Annotated in this window: 14 protein-coding genes; all 14 read right to left on the reverse strand. The window is 34.0% G+C overall.

Annotated elements, in window-relative coordinates; all coding sequences use genetic code 11:
• Window positions 1-86: 86 nt before the first annotated feature.
• Window positions 87-2,069 (reverse strand): cell division protein FtsZ, encoded by a 1,983-nt coding sequence (gene ftsZ, locus GKZ86_RS01090; protein ID WP_154781292.1) that lies wholly within the window; start codon window positions 2,067-2,069, stop codon window positions 87-89.
• Between the two features lie 85 nt (window positions 2,070-2,154).
• A complete protein-coding gene (gene ftsA / locus GKZ86_RS01095) occupies window positions 2,155-3,576 on the reverse strand; it encodes a cell division protein FtsA (protein WP_154781293.1) in 1,422 nt (473 codons plus the stop codon).
• A 6-nt stretch (window positions 3,577-3,582) separates the two neighbouring features.
• Window positions 3,583-4,305 carry a cell division protein FtsQ/DivIB gene (locus tag GKZ86_RS01100; RefSeq protein WP_154781294.1) on the reverse strand — a complete coding sequence of 241 codons (723 nt, stop codon included), beginning with the start codon at window positions 4,303-4,305 and terminating at the stop codon, window positions 3,583-3,585.
• Window positions 4,292-5,641 (reverse strand): UDP-N-acetylmuramate--L-alanine ligase, encoded by a 1,350-nt coding sequence (murC, locus tag GKZ86_RS01105; RefSeq protein WP_154781295.1) that lies wholly within the window; start codon window positions 5,639-5,641, stop codon window positions 4,292-4,294. Before murC ends, GKZ86_RS01100 begins: the two co-directional genes overlap by 14 nt.
• Window positions 5,642-5,794: 153 nt before the next feature.
• Window positions 5,795-6,880 carry an undecaprenyldiphospho-muramoylpentapeptide beta-N-acetylglucosaminyltransferase gene (gene murG, locus GKZ86_RS01110; protein WP_154781296.1) on the reverse strand — a complete coding sequence of 362 codons (1,086 nt, stop codon included), beginning with the start codon at window positions 6,878-6,880 and terminating at the stop codon, window positions 5,795-5,797.
• A gap of 38 nt (window positions 6,881-6,918) precedes the next feature.
• Complete coding sequence (locus GKZ86_RS01115) at window positions 6,919-8,238, reverse strand: FtsW/RodA/SpoVE family cell cycle protein (RefSeq protein ID WP_154781297.1); 1,320 nt, start codon at window positions 8,236-8,238, stop codon at window positions 6,919-6,921.
• Between the two features lie 58 nt (window positions 8,239-8,296).
• Window positions 8,297-8,656, reverse strand: a complete 360-nt coding sequence (locus GKZ86_RS01120) for a four helix bundle protein (protein WP_154781298.1) — start codon at window positions 8,654-8,656, stop codon at window positions 8,297-8,299.
• Between the two features lie 80 nt (window positions 8,657-8,736).
• Window positions 8,737-10,068, reverse strand: a complete 1,332-nt coding sequence (murD, locus tag GKZ86_RS01125) for a UDP-N-acetylmuramoyl-L-alanine--D-glutamate ligase (protein WP_154781299.1) — start codon at window positions 10,066-10,068, stop codon at window positions 8,737-8,739.
• Complete coding sequence (gene mraY, locus GKZ86_RS01130) at window positions 10,069-11,298, reverse strand: phospho-N-acetylmuramoyl-pentapeptide-transferase (protein WP_154781300.1); 1,230 nt, start codon at window positions 11,296-11,298, stop codon at window positions 10,069-10,071.
• A 102-nt stretch (window positions 11,299-11,400) separates the two neighbouring features.
• Entirely contained in the window at window positions 11,401-12,864 is a 1,464-nt protein-coding gene (locus tag GKZ86_RS01135; protein WP_194632581.1) for a UDP-N-acetylmuramoyl-L-alanyl-D-glutamate--2,6-diaminopimelate ligase, read from the reverse strand.
• Entirely contained in the window at window positions 12,861-14,867 is a 2,007-nt protein-coding gene (locus tag GKZ86_RS01140) for a penicillin-binding protein (RefSeq protein WP_154781301.1), read from the reverse strand. Before GKZ86_RS01140 ends, GKZ86_RS01135 begins: the two co-directional genes overlap by 4 nt.
• Window positions 14,858-15,205 carry an FtsL-like putative cell division protein gene (locus GKZ86_RS01145; RefSeq protein WP_154781302.1) on the reverse strand — a complete coding sequence of 116 codons (348 nt, stop codon included), beginning with the start codon at window positions 15,203-15,205 and terminating at the stop codon, window positions 14,858-14,860. The genes GKZ86_RS01140 and GKZ86_RS01145 overlap by 10 nt, the downstream gene beginning before the upstream one ends.
• A gap of 14 nt (window positions 15,206-15,219) precedes the next feature.
• On the reverse strand, window positions 15,220-16,128 hold the full coding sequence (gene rsmH / locus GKZ86_RS01150; protein ID WP_194632580.1) for a 16S rRNA (cytosine(1402)-N(4))-methyltransferase RsmH: 909 nt from the start codon (window positions 16,126-16,128) through the stop codon (window positions 15,220-15,222).
• Window positions 16,103-16,576, reverse strand: coding sequence for a division/cell wall cluster transcriptional repressor MraZ (gene mraZ, locus GKZ86_RS01155; RefSeq protein ID WP_154781304.1), 474 nt, complete (start codon window positions 16,574-16,576; stop codon window positions 16,103-16,105). Before mraZ ends, rsmH begins: the two co-directional genes overlap by 26 nt.
• Window positions 16,577-16,951 lie beyond the last annotated feature (375 nt).

Raw genomic sequence — 16,951 nt, forward strand, 5'->3', positions numbered from 1 at the left:
AATTTCTAAATTCTGTGCGAAGATAAAAAAAATAACCCGAAAATTAAATCCAATTTTCGGGTTATCCTAATATTATGAATGTAACCTTAATCTACGTTATCGTGCAAAAATGAATTGTTTGAGCGCAATTGTAAATCGTTATTACTATCAGTACCAACAGATATTCTTGAATTGGTTGTATTCGATTGATTATTTGAAAGATCGATACCTAACCTTTTGTAAGCTGGCTCTTTTTCAAGTTCATCAATTCTAGAAACATTGTTATGGAATTTATAATTAAATTCTTTTAGTTTCTTTCTTCTTTCTTCTGCTCTTAAACGTAACGTTTCTTCGATAGTTAATTCTAACGGAGATACATTGTCTGTCGTTGTAAATGAAGCTTCCTGAGCAAAATCAACTCTTGGTTTCATGGTAATGTTTAATTCCGCAGGAACTACGTCTTCTACCACTTTATCAACAGGTTTTGATGTGATTAACTCATTCTCAACCTCCATATATTCTTCTAACGAATATTTGATAATTCCGTTTTCAGAAAGTTCCGTTACAGGAACAAATGAAACAGGATCGTTTACTTTTATATTGCGGGTTTCGTTTGTTAATTCAAATAAAATTTTAGTTTCCTCAACAACCGGTTCTTTTTTAACTTCTGGTTCTGCTCTAAAAAGAGGTAAATCAAAAGAGAAAGTTGTTTGTTCTTCTCTTTCAAAAGTTCTTTGCTGAGCAGGTTTTACTTCCTGAAAAGATTGAACCTGAGGAGTCGAAATAGTAAAATCGATATCTGTAATTGGCGAAACGATTTCAAAAGTTACATCAAGGTTTTTAATAAACTCTGACATTACTACTAATTCTTCCTGATTGATTGACGGAGCCACCGGAGCAACTGCTAAGGGTGTATGTGTTACGGGAGCAACCGTATCTTCCATCAATTCAAAAACAATTTTTTCTTCAGATTTTGCTGTAGATGATTCTGCATTTAAATCAAAAGATACAACCGATTTATTTGATAGATTATGAACACTTCTTTGCTCATCTTCCAGCGTATGAATGATTTTCTTAGGCTCTGTATTTACGATTTCATTTTGTTGTTCAACATCAAAACCAGTAGCAATAATAGTCACTGCAATAGCATCACCAAGAGTTTCGTCTTCACCAACTCCCATGATAATATTAGCGTTATGACCTGCTTCTACCTGAATATGATCGTTGATTTCTCCAATTTCATCAAGCGTAATTTCATTTGATCCAGAAACGATAAGCAACAATACGTTTTTGGCTCCTGTAATTTTGTTGTCGTTTAACAACGGAGAATCCAATGCAGAAACAATCGCATCTTTTGCTCTGTTTTCACCCGAAGCAACAGAAGATCCCATGATCGCAGTTCCGCTGTTCGCTAAAACAGTTCTTGCATCACGTAAATCGATATTTTGAGTATAGTGGTGCGTAATTACTTCAGCAATACCTCTTGAGGCTGTTGCTAATACTTCATCCGCTTTTGAGAATCCTGCTTTAAAACCAAGATTTCCGTATACTTCTCTTAATTTATTATTATTGATCACGATTAATGAATCGACTTGCTTACGCAATTTTTCGATTCCTAAAAGTGCTTGCTCCTGACGTACTTTCCCTTCAAACTGAAACGGAATTGTTACGATACCAACGGTCAGGATTTCTCTTTCTTTTGCTAATTGTGCAATTACCGGAGCTGCACCGGTACCTGTTCCACCACCCATACCAGCGGTAATAAACACCATTTTAGTACCACGGTCTAACATTTTTTCGATGTCAGCGATACTTTCAATAGCAGATTGCTGCCCTACGTCAGGATTTGCTCCTGCTCCAAGACCTTCTGTTAAGTTTACTCCTAATTGAATTTTATTTGGTACAGCACTATTTTGTAATGCTTGTGAATCTGTATTACAAACGATAAAATCTACCCCTTTAATACCTTGCTTGAACATGTGGTTGATGGCGTTACTTCCGCCTCCACCGACACCTATTACTTTGATTACATTTGATTGGTTTTTCGGTAAATCAAATGAAATACTTCCAAATTCTGAGTTGCTCATCATCTTTTTGGTTTTTGAAATTCTTATTTAATATATTTTTTACTTCTTGACTTGGGGCAAAAAGTAATCCTTTTCGTTTATTACTATTTTATTCTGCGTTGTCTAAAAAATCTTTGATTTTATCGACATAACGATCAAAAAATGATCTTCTTATTTTTGTTTCTGTAGATTCTTCTTTAACCGCGTTTGTTCTAACTTCTCTTGGTTGTTCGAAAGTTTCTACTCTTTCAACGTAATTTTCTTCTACTTCGTATCGCTGCTGTACTGGTTGTTGTGGCTGCGCCGGAGCGTTTCTGTATACTACTTTTGGCTGTTCATTTACAAGTTCCATTCTAACAGCACTTTGTGTACTATTTTCGATACTGTTCATTACTAAACCAACTGCAGTTGCAAATAACGGACTTGAAATTTCTTCACTTGAATTTCCTGCTAAATGCTCGTTTGGATATCCAATTCTGGTGTCCATTCCGGTAATATACTCTACTAATTGTTTAATATGTTTTAGTTGAGCTCCACCACCTGTAAGAACGATTCCTGCAATTAATTTTTTACGAGGATCTTCGTGTCCGTAAGCTTTAATTTCAGCGAAAACCTGCTCTACTATTTCTACTACACGGGCATGAATAATTTTAGACAAGTTTTTAAGCGAAATCTCTTTTGGCTCTCTTCCTCTCAATCCCGGAATAGAAACAATTTCGTTGTCTTTATTTTCTCCCGGCCAGGCTGATCCGAATTTTATTTTTAAAAGCTCGGCTTGTTTTTCGATAATCGAACATCCTTCTTTAATATCGTCTGTAATTACATTTCCTCCAAAAGGAATTACTGCAGTATGACGAATAATACCATCTTTAAAAATGGCCAAATCTGTTGTTCCACCACCAATATCGATAAGTGCAACTCCAGCTTCTTTTTCTTCCTGGCTTAAAACGGCATCAGCAGAAGCTAATGGTTCTAATGTTAAGCCTGATAATTCGATTCCTGAACTCTGAATACATCTTCCAACATTTCTGATTGATGATGCCTGCCCAACGACTACGTGAAAACTAGATTCTAATCTTCCACCGTACATTCCAATTGGTTCTTTAATTTCAGATTGTCCGTCGATTTTAAATTCCTGCGGCAAAACGTGAATAATTTCTTCTCCCGGTAACATGGCCAGTTTATTAACCTGGTCAATCAACATTTGAATATCATTTTCGCCAATTACTTCTTCCGGATTACTACGGCTGATGTAATCTGTATGCTGAATGCTTCTGATGTGCTGTCCGGCAATACCAACAACTACATCTTTTATTTTGTAACCTGAATTGTTTTCTGCTTCTAAAATAGCTTGTTGAATTGACTGAATAGTTTGCGTAATGTTGTTTACAACACCTCGCGCAACACCCAAACTTTTGGATTTACCAATACCCAAAATTTCCAATTTCCCATACTCGTTCTTCTTGCCAATCATGGCAACTATTTTGGTGGTTCCAATATCTAGACCTACTGCAATGTTATCTTTTTCCATTTTCTATTATTTTGTGCAAACTACTTGTTCCGTAAACCTCAGGTCAATTTTATTGTATTTGTATAACGAACTGTCTAAAACTGCTTTTTGAAAAAACGCTTTATAGTTTCTAAATTTTTTATCAACATTCATCGTTCTGCCAAAATCGATGAAGTAATTATAATTTCTATTAAACATTTTTAAGCTACCATTAGGCATAATTTGGATTGCAATGATGTTTTTTTTCAAAAACGCATCGTCATAAATTGTGCGAAATAGGGCAGCTAAATCTTCGTTATTTTTTTTATTTATTGTCCCAGAAACAAGAGGAACGCGCGCTGTAAAATTGTCTGATAAAGGCATTTTATTTCCCTCATAGTCAATATAAAAAGAGTTATCACCATCATAAACTCTCGCTATTGGTGTCTTCTGTTTTACTATCGCTTTTAGAACGCCATCGATACTTACAAAAACATCTGACTTCTCAATCATGTCTTGCGTATCAAGGGTTTTTTCTATCTTATTCAAATCTAGTTCAACTTTTCGGATACTGGAAGCGTCTTTTTTATTTTCTATTAACAATTTATTAACCGATTCAGGCTTCACAAACAGTGTGTTTTCTCCCACAAAAACAACTGTTGCCTTCTTTAATTTTCTATTCCCATTTCGATGCTGAGCGAACGAATACAAAAAAAGTACAAGTCCAAAAATCAACAATAATCGAATATTTGTCCAATTAAATATTTTCATTTAATATCTTTTTGATTGACGGTACCATTTCTCCAATATCACCAGCTCCTATTGTTACAATTATTGGCGCATCACTGGCTTTGATCTCCGCTAATAAATCATTTTTTGCAACAATTTTTTTGTTCGAATTTGTCATTTTCCCCAACAGCCATTCTGATGTAATCCCTTCCATCGGTAATTCGCGTGCAGGGTAAATATCCATTAAAAACACTTCATTAAATTGAGATAAACTCTCTGCAAATCCATCAGCAAAATCTCTTGTGCGGCTGAATAAGTGCGGCTGAAAAATTGCTAAAACTTTACGTCCCGGATACAATTCCGTAACAGCTTGATGTACAGCGTTTATTTCTGTTGGATGATGTGCATAATCATCTATATAAACTAATTTTTCAGATTTAATCTGATATGAAAAACGTCTTCTGATTCCGTTAAATGAAGCCAGAGCTTTTGCTATTGCATCGGTTGACGTACCGTAGGTTTTTGACATCGCAATAGCCATCAGCGCATTCATTAAATTGTGTTTTCCAGGCAATCCAAAACGTAAATCTTTCATGATTTCTGATGGTGTTTGCACATCAAAAACATAACTTCCGTCTTCTATTCGAACATTGAATGCTTTATATTCAGCATCTTCATTTATAGCACATTGAACTCCTTCCAGAGGTAATTCTGTAGTGATAAACAATTTATTTTTATCTTCTACTTTTAATGCAAATTCCAAAAATGAAGCTTCAATAGCATCGCTTGTTCCGTAAATATCCAAATGGTCTGCATCCATAGATGTTACGCATGCGATGTTTGGATGAAGGTGCAAAAACGAACGATCAAATTCGTCTGCTTCTACAACTGTTACGGTTTTTCCTGTTCCAATTAAATTTGAATTATAATTTTCTACAATTCCCCCAACAAAAGCTGTAACATCGGCACCACTTTCATATAAAATATGGCCTAAAATACTGGATGTTGTTGTTTTACCGTGAGTTCCTGCAACTGCGAAACTAAACGTGCCTTTCGTGATAATCCCTAAAACTTCGGCACGTTTTTTAATTTCGTAATTTCTTTCAATAAAATAATTCCACTCTGAATGTGTTTTAGGCACAGCAGGCGTAAAAATCACCAATGTGTTTTCTACAAAATAGTCTTTCGGAATTAAACCTATATTATCTTCAAAATGAATATCAATACCACTTTCAATCAACTCGCTGGTTAACATTGACGGCGTTTTATCGTATCCTGAAACCTCTTTTCCGATATATTTGAAATATCGGGCCAAGGCGCTCATACCGATTCCTCCGATGCCAATAAAATAAACGTTTTGTATTTGATTTAAATTCATTTCAATTTAATTTTGAGCTATTTACAGGTTACTTTATTTTCTAAAAAACTAGTAATTAAGCCTTTGTATTTTTCTTATTTTAATAACTCAAAACGCTTAAAAATAGCGTTCTAATTTTTTAATTGTGTTGTATAATTTTACCTAAAAGTTATATTATAACAACTTTTTTATTTCGTCTACTATAACTTTTGTTGCGTTGGGTCTGGCCAGTTTTTTTATGTTTTCACTTAACTGGGTTTGTTTTCCCTGATCTTTGAGTAAAGCTTCAAAAACTAAAGAAAACTCTACATCCAATTCTGACTCTTTTAGCAAAACAGCTCCTTTTGCATCAACAATTGCCTGCGCATTTTTAGTTTGATGATCTTCAGCTACATTTGGCGACGGAATAAAAATAACCGGTTTTCCAACAATACATAATTCAGATACAGATGATGCTCCCGCGCGTGAAATTATAATATCTGCAGCAGCGTAAACAAAATCCATTCTTTCAATGAAATCAACTACTCTTACGTTTTGCTGATTGTGTTTTTTATAGTCTTCAAAATATAATTTCCCACATTGCCAAATTACCTGAACGTCTTGCGACAATATATTTTGCAATTCTTTTTCTATTAATTGATTTACTCTTCTTGCACCTAAACTTCCGCCTAAAACCAACAATGTTTTTTTATTCGGGTCTAAACCATAAAAAGCAATCGCTTCATCTCTTTTACTGTCAATATCAATCAAATCCTGACGAACCGGATTTCCTGTTAGAACAATTTTTTCTTTTGGAAAAAAACGTCCTAAATTTTCATAGGCAACACAAATAGCATTTGCTTTTTTACTTAGCAATTTATTCGTAATTCCGGGAAATGAATTTTGTTCCTGGATTACGGTTGGAATTCCTGCTCCGCCTGCCGCTTGTAATAACGGACCGCTGGCAAAGCCTCCTGTTCCTATCACTACATTTGGTTTGAATTGTCTGATGATTCTTCTTGACTCTAGCAAACTTGTTGCCAGTTTTAAAGGAAACATCATATTTTGCAATGTTAATTTTCTTTGCAAACCTGCTATCCAAAGACCTTTTATTTCATATCCTGCCTGAGGCACTTTTTGCATTTCCATTTTATCTTTGGCTCCTACAAAAAGAAATTCAGCATCAGGGAATTGTAATTTTAACTCATTTGCAATAGCAATTGCAGGATAGATATGTCCACCTGTTCCACCACCACTTAATATGAATTTATAATTTGTCATATTTTTAAAAGTTTTAACGCTCTAAAAACTATTCTTTTTTATTTGTTTAATACTGCATTCATCGGATTTCTTGAATTATCTTCGATAGAATACATTTGCTCTTCTTCATACACTTCTTGATTTTCGTTTCTGACCAAATCTTCTTCGCCCAGTTCTTTGTCAATTAATCTTTGAAGTGCTTCTTTCCTTCTTTCTTTTTCCTGTTGTTCTTCTACGATCTCTTCATCTTTTTTAGTCACACTTATAATAATTCCAAGAGAAAAACATGTCATCCAGATTGAACTACCTCCACTACTTATCAGCGGAAGCGTTTGTCCTGTGACCGGCAATAATTCTACTGCAACAGCCATATTAATCATGGCCTGAAATATCATAGGAAAACCGAGTCCGACGACGACTAATTTCCCAAATAATGTATTGGCTTTATGTGATGCAATTACAAATCGAAACAATAACAATAAGTATAATAACAATATCGAAACGCCACCTACAAGACCATATTCTTCAACTACAATTGCGTAGATAAAATCGGAAGATGATTGTGGTAAAAAGTTTTTCTGAACACTTTTTCCTGGTCCTAATCCGCCTAATCCGCCAGATGCAATAGCAATTTTTGCTTTTTCAATTTGATAATCATCTTCATCCGGTTTGTCCGTAGTAAAGTTTTCAATACGGCTTTCCCATGTTCTAACCCTGCTAAAAAATCTTGAATCAGGAAACGCTTTTGCTACTAAAAAGAAAAACGCCAATACGGCTATTCCTGAACCAATAATAAAAGCAATATATTTTAATGGATATTTACCAATAAATGCCAACATAATTACCATTGAAAAGATCAACGCAGTGGTTGAGAAGTTGGCTGGTAATATAAGTGCCAGAGTGATAAAAACCGGTATCCAAAGCTGAATTAATGAAGTTTGAAATGGTTCATTTTCTTCTTTGGTTTTTGATAAATAACGCGCTACATAAATAAACAAAACGCTTGCTGCCAAAGTCGAAGTCTGAAATGTGATTCCGATAAACGGAACCTGAATCCAACGACTTGCATTTGCTCCGGCAATTACGGTTCCTTTTAGTAATGTATAAAGCAATAAAAGCCAAACTACGGGAAGTGCAATTTTTGAAATTGCTCTAAAATAATGATACGGGACTTTGTGAACCCAATAAATAATCAGAAAACCAATACATATATGTGCTAAATGTTTTACCAAATAACCTAATGTATTTCCTGTTCCGTGCCCAATGTATGCCAGATTACTACTCGCACTAAAAACAGGCATAAACGAAAACAGTGCTAATAAAGCCACAAATGACCATATTACTCTGTCTCCTTTTAGTTTGTTTACTAGTTCTTTCATAAGTCCAATTTTAGATTTCTGATTTTAGATTTTAGATTATTTAAAATCTTTGTCTTTTCTATTTATTAATTCTGTTGTTTACTGTTTTTAAACTGCTGACAAAAATTGCAGTTAATTCATTTCCTTCTTTCCAAATTAATTCTAATTCAGATTTAGCAATCCACATTTTTTCTTTTATAATTTCTAACCAAAATAAAGTCTCGTCAGCTTCTTCTAAAACTATATTCATTTTTGCAACAAATTCTCTGTCACTTCTAGCTCTGCATACTGCTCGATAATTTGCACCAACTGACGTTCCGCTTCTTACTATTTGATTTGTGATCGACCTAATCACATTTGTATTTGGCATACTTTCAGCCAAATCAATTATCATCAAAGAGAACTTTTTAGTTCTCAACTTCATTTCTTCCGTCGTCATACTTTAAAGAACTTATATTATTTTTCAATTTTGATATCAAAGTTTAGAACAATCTAAAATCTAAAATCAGAAATCTAAAATTATAAATTGTGAACTGCTTGCTTAAATTGCTTTCCTCTGTCTTCGTAGTTTTCGAATAAATCGAAACTTGCGCAGGCTGGAGACAATAAAACAGTATCGCCTTTTTCTGTTAATCTTTGAGCTGTTTTTACGGCATCATTCATATTATTTACTTCGACCATAATATCAACTACGTTACCAAAAGCTTCAATGATTTTTCTATTGTCTAGTCCTAAACAGATAATTGCTTTTACCTTTTCACGAACTAAAGACATTAATTCATTGTAATCATTTCCTTTATCAACTCCTCCAACAATCCAAACAGTTGGTACATTCATGCTGTCTAATGCGAAAAAAGTAGCGTTTACATTTGTTGCTTTTGAATCGTTAATGTATTGTACATTTTGAATTTTTAATACTTTCTCTAAACGGTGTTCAACACCTTGAAAATTCGATAAACTTTCGCGTATTGTTGCATTTCTTATTTGCATCAATTTTGCTACAGAGCTTGCTGCCATTGCGTTTTTCATATTATGTTTTCCTTCTAACGCAATGTATTCTGTTTCCATTGTAAACTCTTCTTGGTTGATCTTTATTTCCATTTTGTTGTTATTTATAGAAGCTCCTTCGTCAAATTTTTCAGTCAGTGAAAAAGGAATTAATTTTGCTTTTGTTTTGTTATTCTTTAACCATTCTGCTATTGCCTCGTCATCTGCATCATAAATAAGATAATCGCTTTCGGTTTGATTCATTGTAATTCGAAACTTCGAATTGATATAGTTTTGATATTTATATTCGTATCGATCTAAATGATCCGGGCTAATATTTGTTATAATGGCAATATCCGGCCTGTAATCTATAATTCCGTCGAGCTGAAAACTGCTTAACTCAAGAACATAGGCATCGTATTTATTTTCGGCTACTTGCCAGGCAAAACTTTTCCCGATGTTTCCTCCTAAGCCTACATTCAAACCTGCTGATTTTAACAAATGATGGGTTAACATTGTTGTTGTGGTTTTACCGTTACTTCCTGTTATTCCAATTGTTAATGCTTCTGTAAAAGGTTTTGCAAATTCGATTTCAGAAATCACTTTTACTCCGGCTTCAATCAGCTTTTTTACGATGGGAGATTTGTCTGGAATTCCCGGACTTTTCATGACGACATCGGCATTCAAAATCAGGTCTTCTGTATGTTTTTCTTCTTCCCAGGCAATTCCATTTATAATAAGAACTTCTTTATAGCTTTCTTTTATTTTTCCAAAATCAGATACAAAAACATCGTATCCTTGCTTCTTACCAAGAATCGCGGTTCCAACACCACTTTCTCCTCCGCCCAATACTACTAGCCTCATCTATCTTAATTTTAATGTAACAATTGACAATATGGCTAACATGATTGCAACAATCCAGAATCTGGTTACGATTTTACTTTCATGATACCCTTTCTTCTGATAATGATGATGCAATGGTGACATCAGAAAAACTCTTCGGCCTTCGCCAAAACGTTTCTTTGTATATTTAAAATAAGCCACCTGAATAATTACCGAAGCACTTTCTGCAAGGAAAATTCCACAGAAAAAAACGATCAATATTTCTTTACGCACAGCGATTGCTAAAACAGCTATGATTCCACCAATAGTTAAACTTCCAGTATCGCCCATAAACACGGAGGCGGGGTAGGAATTGTACCAGAGAAACCCAATTAATGCGCCCACAAATGCGGATATAAAAACGGTCATTTCTCCCGAATTGGGGATGTACATTATATTTAGATAATTCGAAAAAATTATATTTCCTGAAACAAATGTAAATATCCCGAGCGCGAGGACAGATATTGCCGAGGTTCCTGCGGCGAGTCCATCGATACCATCTGTTAAATTAGCTCCGTTAGAAACTGCGGTGATAATAAAAATTACAACCGGAATAAAAATTAACCACGCCCATTTTTCATATCCTTCACCTAAAAAAGATAAAACTTCAGCGTAATCAAATTCATTGTTTTTTATGAAAGGAATTGTCGTTGCTGTCGACTTTTCTTCAACTGGTGCTGGTAAAACTACCGTAGAATTTACATTTTTATAAATATCTGTTCTTCCAACATCTGTTCTCACTGTTACCGCTGGATTAAAATATAAAACTGATCCAACGATTATTCCCAGACCAACTTGTCCGATAACTTTAAAAATTCCTTTAAGTCCTGCTTTATCTTTTTTGAAAATCTTGATATAATCATCAATAAAACCAATTGTTCCCATCCAAAGTGTGGTTACAATAAGTAATACTATATAAATATTTTGCAAACGGGCAAATAACAAAACCGGCACAAGAGTTGCAAAAATAATTATCAGTCCACCCATTGTTGGTGTTCCTGCTTTTTCATTTTGACCCGCAAGACCAAGCTCTCTTACTGTTTCTCCTACTTGTTGGCTACGCAAAAAATTAATAACTCTTTTTCCGTAAATTGTTGATAGAAGTAACGAAAGCATAAATGCTAAAGCTGATCTAAAAGTGATGTACTGAAAAACTCCAGCTCCCGGCATGTCTAATGTTTTTCTCAAGTATTCAAATAAATAGTATAGCATATATCTTTGTTTATTTGGTTAATCGTTGATTTGTTTATTTGTAAGTTTTATGATTTAATAGCTATTCGATTAAACGAATAATCAGTTAACCGATTAAACTTTTTATTTTCCTAATTGATCTAAAATTTCTTTTACAGTTTCCATATCATCAAAATGATGACGAACACCGTTTATTTCCTGATACGTTTCATGCCCTTTTCCGGCAATTAATATTATATCGTTTGGCTGAGCTAACTGGCAAGCGGTTTTTATGGCTTGCTTTCTATCTGTAATTCTCAACATTTTTTTATAATTGTGCGCTTCGATTCCTTTTTCCATTTCATCCAGAATTACTTCGGGATCTTCATTTCTTGGATTATCTGAGGTTAAAATCGCTTTATCGCTAAAATCTGCTGCGATTTTAGCCATAATTGGTCTTTTGGTTTTATCTCTGTTTCCTCCGCAGCCTACAACCGTAATTAGCTGTTCGTTTTTAGTTCGGATGTCGTCAATGGTTTTTAAAACATTTTCTAAAGCATCCGGAGTGTGTGCGTAATCTACGATTGCAGTAATATTTCCTTCTGAAATTATATACTGAAAACGACCCGAAACACTCTCTAAATCAGACAGTAAACGTAACGCCTCAAGACTATCCATTCCTAACTCTACAGCAGTACCATAAATAGCCAAAACATTGTAAGCATTAAAAGTTCCTATAAGTTTTACCCAAACTTCATTATCATTAACCTTCAATAATAATCCTGACAATTGGCTTTCTAAAATCTGTGCTTTAAAATCAGCGTAAGTTTTTAAGGCGTATGTAAATTTTCTTGCAACCGTATTTTGCAACATTACGGTTCCATTTTTATCATCGATGTTTGATAAAGCAAAAGCCGTTTTTGGCAATGAATCAAAAAATGACTTTTTAACGTCTCTGTATTCTGCAAAAGTTGGATGATAATCTAAATGATCATGCGAAAGATTTGTAAAAATCCCTCCAACAAAATGCAATGCTTCTGTTCTTTTTTGATGAATTCCGTGTGAACTCACTTCCATAAAACAATGCGTTACTCCGGCTTCGATCATTTCATTCAAATAATGATTGATTGTCAAAGAATCCGGCGTTGTATGTGTTGCATTATATTCTGTTTCATCAACTACAATTTTTACGGTTGATAATAAACCAACTTTAAAACCTGCTTTTTGAAACAACTGAAACAATAACGAAGCAATTGTTGTTTTTCCGTTTGTGCCTGTTACGCCCACTAATTTTAATTTTTCAGAAGGATTTCCGAAATAATTAGCCGCCATAAAAGCCAATGCTGTATTGGTATCTTTTACCTTAATATATGTAATTCCTTTTGCAACATTTTCTGGCAATGTATCGCAAATAATTGCTGTTGCGCCTAACTGAATTGCTTTTTCGATATAATCATGCCCATCCGAAAGAGATCCTCGAATTGCAACAAAAACATCATTTGCTTCAATTTTTCTTGAATCAAAATCAATTTTATGTACATCGATTTCTGTTGAACCTGTTACAGATTCAATAGCTACTTTATATAATATGTCTTTCAGTATTTTCACGATAATTCTAATACTATGGTTGAGTTTTTACTAATATTTTGTCCAGCCTGCAACGACTGTTTTTTTACTTTTCCTACTCCATTAACTTTTACTTTTAGACCTAAGTTTTCCAGTAAAGCGATGGCATCCATTCCCGGCATTCCTTTTAAATCAGGAATTTTGCTCGATTTTTTGTTCGATTCTGTAATGTATTTGTCGTAACTGATTTCTTGTTTCGGAATTTTAGAATCCAGCTGTTTAATCTTATTTGTTGATGGTGCATCTGTAAATATTTTTTGAGCGATTCTTTTAAAAACCGGCCCGGCTACATCGGCTCCGTAATAATTATTGTTGGCTGTATTTGGCTTATGAACCACTACAATACAGGAATATTTAGGATGATCTGCCGGAAAATATCCAGCGAAAGAAGAAGCGTAATACATTCCTTCTCTTCCTGCTTTACCATAGTTTACCATCGCTGTTCCTGTTTTTCCTGCCATAGAAAAATCTTTCGAATACAATTTAGAACCTGTTCCTTTTTTAACCACATTTTGCAAAACTGCTCTTACTTTTTTAAGCGTCTCCGGCGAACAAACCTGTGGATTCATTACTTCAACATCAAATTTCTTAATGCTTTTATTCCATTCTTTTATTTCAGAAACAAATTGCGGTTTTACCATTACACCATTATTCGCAATTGAATTATATAATGTTAAAGTCTGCATTGGTGTCACCGAAACTCCATACCCAAAAGCCATCCACGGAAGTGAAACTCCTGACCAGTTTTTATCTTTTGGATGCGGAATAATTGCTCTTCCTTCTCCTTGAAAATGCAATCCTAGTGTTTTATTTAATCCAAAACTCTTAATATGATCTACAAATTTTGCCGGGTTGTTTTTATAGTTTTCATAAACTGCCTGAACCATTACCGTATTTGATGAAAGTTCAAATCCGCGGGCTAATGACACTTTTCCGTAACCACCATTATGCGAATCTCGAACTGAACGTCCGTAATATTTTACTATACCACCGTGGCTGTCATAAACTGTACTTGTATCAGCAACTTTATCTTCTAAAATTGCCATTAAATCGACTAGTTTAAAAGTTGATCCTGGTTCGTGAGACTCAGCAATTGCATAATTTGTTGTTTCATAATACGATCCGTCTTCTGCTCTTCCTAAATTAGAAATTGCTTTTACATATCCGGTTTCAGTCTCCATAACTACTACACAACCGTGATCTGCTTCGTAATCCTCTAATTGTTTCAATAAAGCATGATGTGCAATATCCTGAATGAAAACATCAATTGTAGAAATAACGTCGTAACCGTCAATTGGATCTACTTCGTTTATATCACGAATAGGTTTCCATTGTCCTTTTGCAATTTTCTGCTTTAAAATTTTTCCGTCTTTCCCGTTCAAATAGCTTTTAAAAGCCCATTCGATTCCTTTACCTACTTCTACTCCACTTGCCGGATCGATACGATCGTAACCAATTGTTCTTTCGGCAATTTTACCAATTGGGTGTTTTCTAACGGTTTCTTGTTCAATTATAATTCCGCCTTTAAAAGCACCTAAATTGAATAATGGAAAACCTTTTATTTTTACATATTCGGTATAACTCAAATTACGCGCAATCAAATAATAACGATTTTTATTTTCTCTGGCTTTTCTTAATTCTTTTTCAAAATAACTGCCTGATTTTCCTAAAACAGTTACTAATGAATCTGATAATGCTTTTACATATTTTTCAAAAGCTTCTGTTTTTGGCGCTTTTGCATCAAATCTAATTTCATAGTTAGGAATTGAGGTTGCCAATAAACTTCCGTCTGCCGAATAAATATTTCCTTTGTTTGCCGGAATTACAAAATTTCTAACGGTACGTTGTTTTGCCAGTTGTCTATAGTGGTCACCTTCAATCCACTGAATATTAGTTAATTTAACGACAATAGCAATTGCCATCAAAAAGATGAAAACTGCTACGAGGTAAATTCTGTAGGATATATGTTTATCGTCTACTGCCATATTCTTTTAAGGAAACTTTTTTCTTCTTCTTTTTTAACTTCTATTTTTACCGGAGGAACTGTTGATGGAAAAATTTGCTTTTCGAGCATTTTATCCGATATCGTTGACTCCATTTTTAACTTCATTAATTCTGAACGTCGGTCTACAAACTCTGATCGCAATTCTTTTACATCATTGTTGAGTTTTGCAATTTCAAAAACCTTTTGTTCGTATCGTTGTGTATTTGCAATCATTATTATGGCAAGCAAAATGATAAAAACAATGAAACGCCAGTTTTTCACTGCGTCATCGTTTAATAGAAATCTTGCTTTTAATATGCTAAATACTCCGCCTTTCATTTTCTACCTTATTATTATATCTTTTCTGCAATTCTTAATTTTGCACTTCTTGCTCTGTTATTAATCTTAATTTCGGCATCATCAGGAACAATCAATTTTCCGATTGTTTTAAACGGCACTGAAAAATTTCCGAAAAAATCACGTTCAGGTTCTCCTTCAAACATTCCGTTTTTAATAAATCTTTTTACCAATCTGTCTTCTAAAGAATGATAAGAGATTACAGAAAATCTTCCGCCCGGATTAAGAATTTCTAACGATTGTTCGATAAATTCTTTTAAAACATCCATTTCCTGATTTACTTCAATTCGAATTGCCTGATAAATCTGTGCTAATATTTTATTTCGAACTCTTTCCGGTAAATATTTTGCCAAAACTTCTTTCAATTCATCTGTCGTTTTGATTGGTCGATGGTCTCTGGCTTCTACAATTGTTCTTGACAAAAGCGGTGCGTTTTTCAACTCTCCATAATCAAAAAAAACACGACGCAAATCCTGTTCTTCATATTCATTGACAACTCTGTAAGCATTTAAATCATTTTTCTGACTCATTCGCATATCGAGTTCCGCATCAAATCTTGTCGAGAAACCTCGCTCGGGAACATCAAACTGATGTGATGAAACTCCTAAATCTGCCAGAATTCCATCTACTCCTTTAACACCATGAAAACGCAAGAACCTTTTTATAAATCTGAAATTCTCATTAATTAAGGTAAACCTCTCATCTGGTAATGCATTTGCTAAAGCATCTTCGTCCTGATCAAAAGCAAATAATTTTCCGTTTGGACCTAATCGTTTCAAAATTTCTTTTGAATGACCACCGCCGCCAAACGTAACATCTACATATATTCCGTCAGGTTTAATATTTAAACCATCAACTGTAGGATGAAGCAAAACCGGATTATGATATTCCATTGTCGTCGTCATTAATATTTCCCATTACTTCTTCGGCTAAATCTGCAAAATCCATATCTTCGCCGCTTATTGATTTTTCATATAAATCTTTATCCCAAATCTCAACAATATTAACCGCAGATGAAAAAACAACATCTTTAGCAATACCTGAAAAAGCTACCAAATCTTTTGGCACCAATAACCTACCCAATGCATCAATCTCTACCATTTTAACTCCTGCAGTAAATCTTCGGATGAAATCATTGTTCTTTTTTACAAAACGATTCAGCTTGTTGATTTTTTGCATCATCAAATCCCATTCTTCCATTGGATACAATTCTAAACACTGTTGAAAAACAGAGCGCTTCAAAACGAAACCGTTTTGAAGAGATGAAGTCAATTGCTTTTTTAAGGGCGCAGGCAACATTAGCCTCCCTTTAGCATCGACTTTACACTCATATGTTCCGACAATTGTGTTCAAAAAAAATACATTAATATGTTATACAGCAAAAATATAAAAAATATTACCACATTTTACCACAAAATACCACTTTGTTAATAAGTTTAACCACTTTGAGCCTAAAACGATTAATTAATAGACAATCAAGACATTAGACATTAATTATTCTACACAGAATATTGCTGAGAAATTGTAAAAAATACCCAGTAATTCTCTTAAAAACATAATTATAATACAAAAATTTTAACATTCTGTTATTCCATCAATACCCCCAATAAATACTGATTTTTAATCACTTAGATATTCGACTAAAATTATCTAGTTAAAATATGGCAGCAAAAATCCATTTTTATTTATTTAACCCTATATTTGTCCAAATTGAAATTGGCATTAGAT

This window comes from Flavobacterium sp. LC2016-13 (assembly GCF_009707955.1).
In the GTDB taxonomy this organism is placed as follows: Bacteria; Bacteroidota; Bacteroidia; order Flavobacteriales; family Flavobacteriaceae; genus Flavobacterium.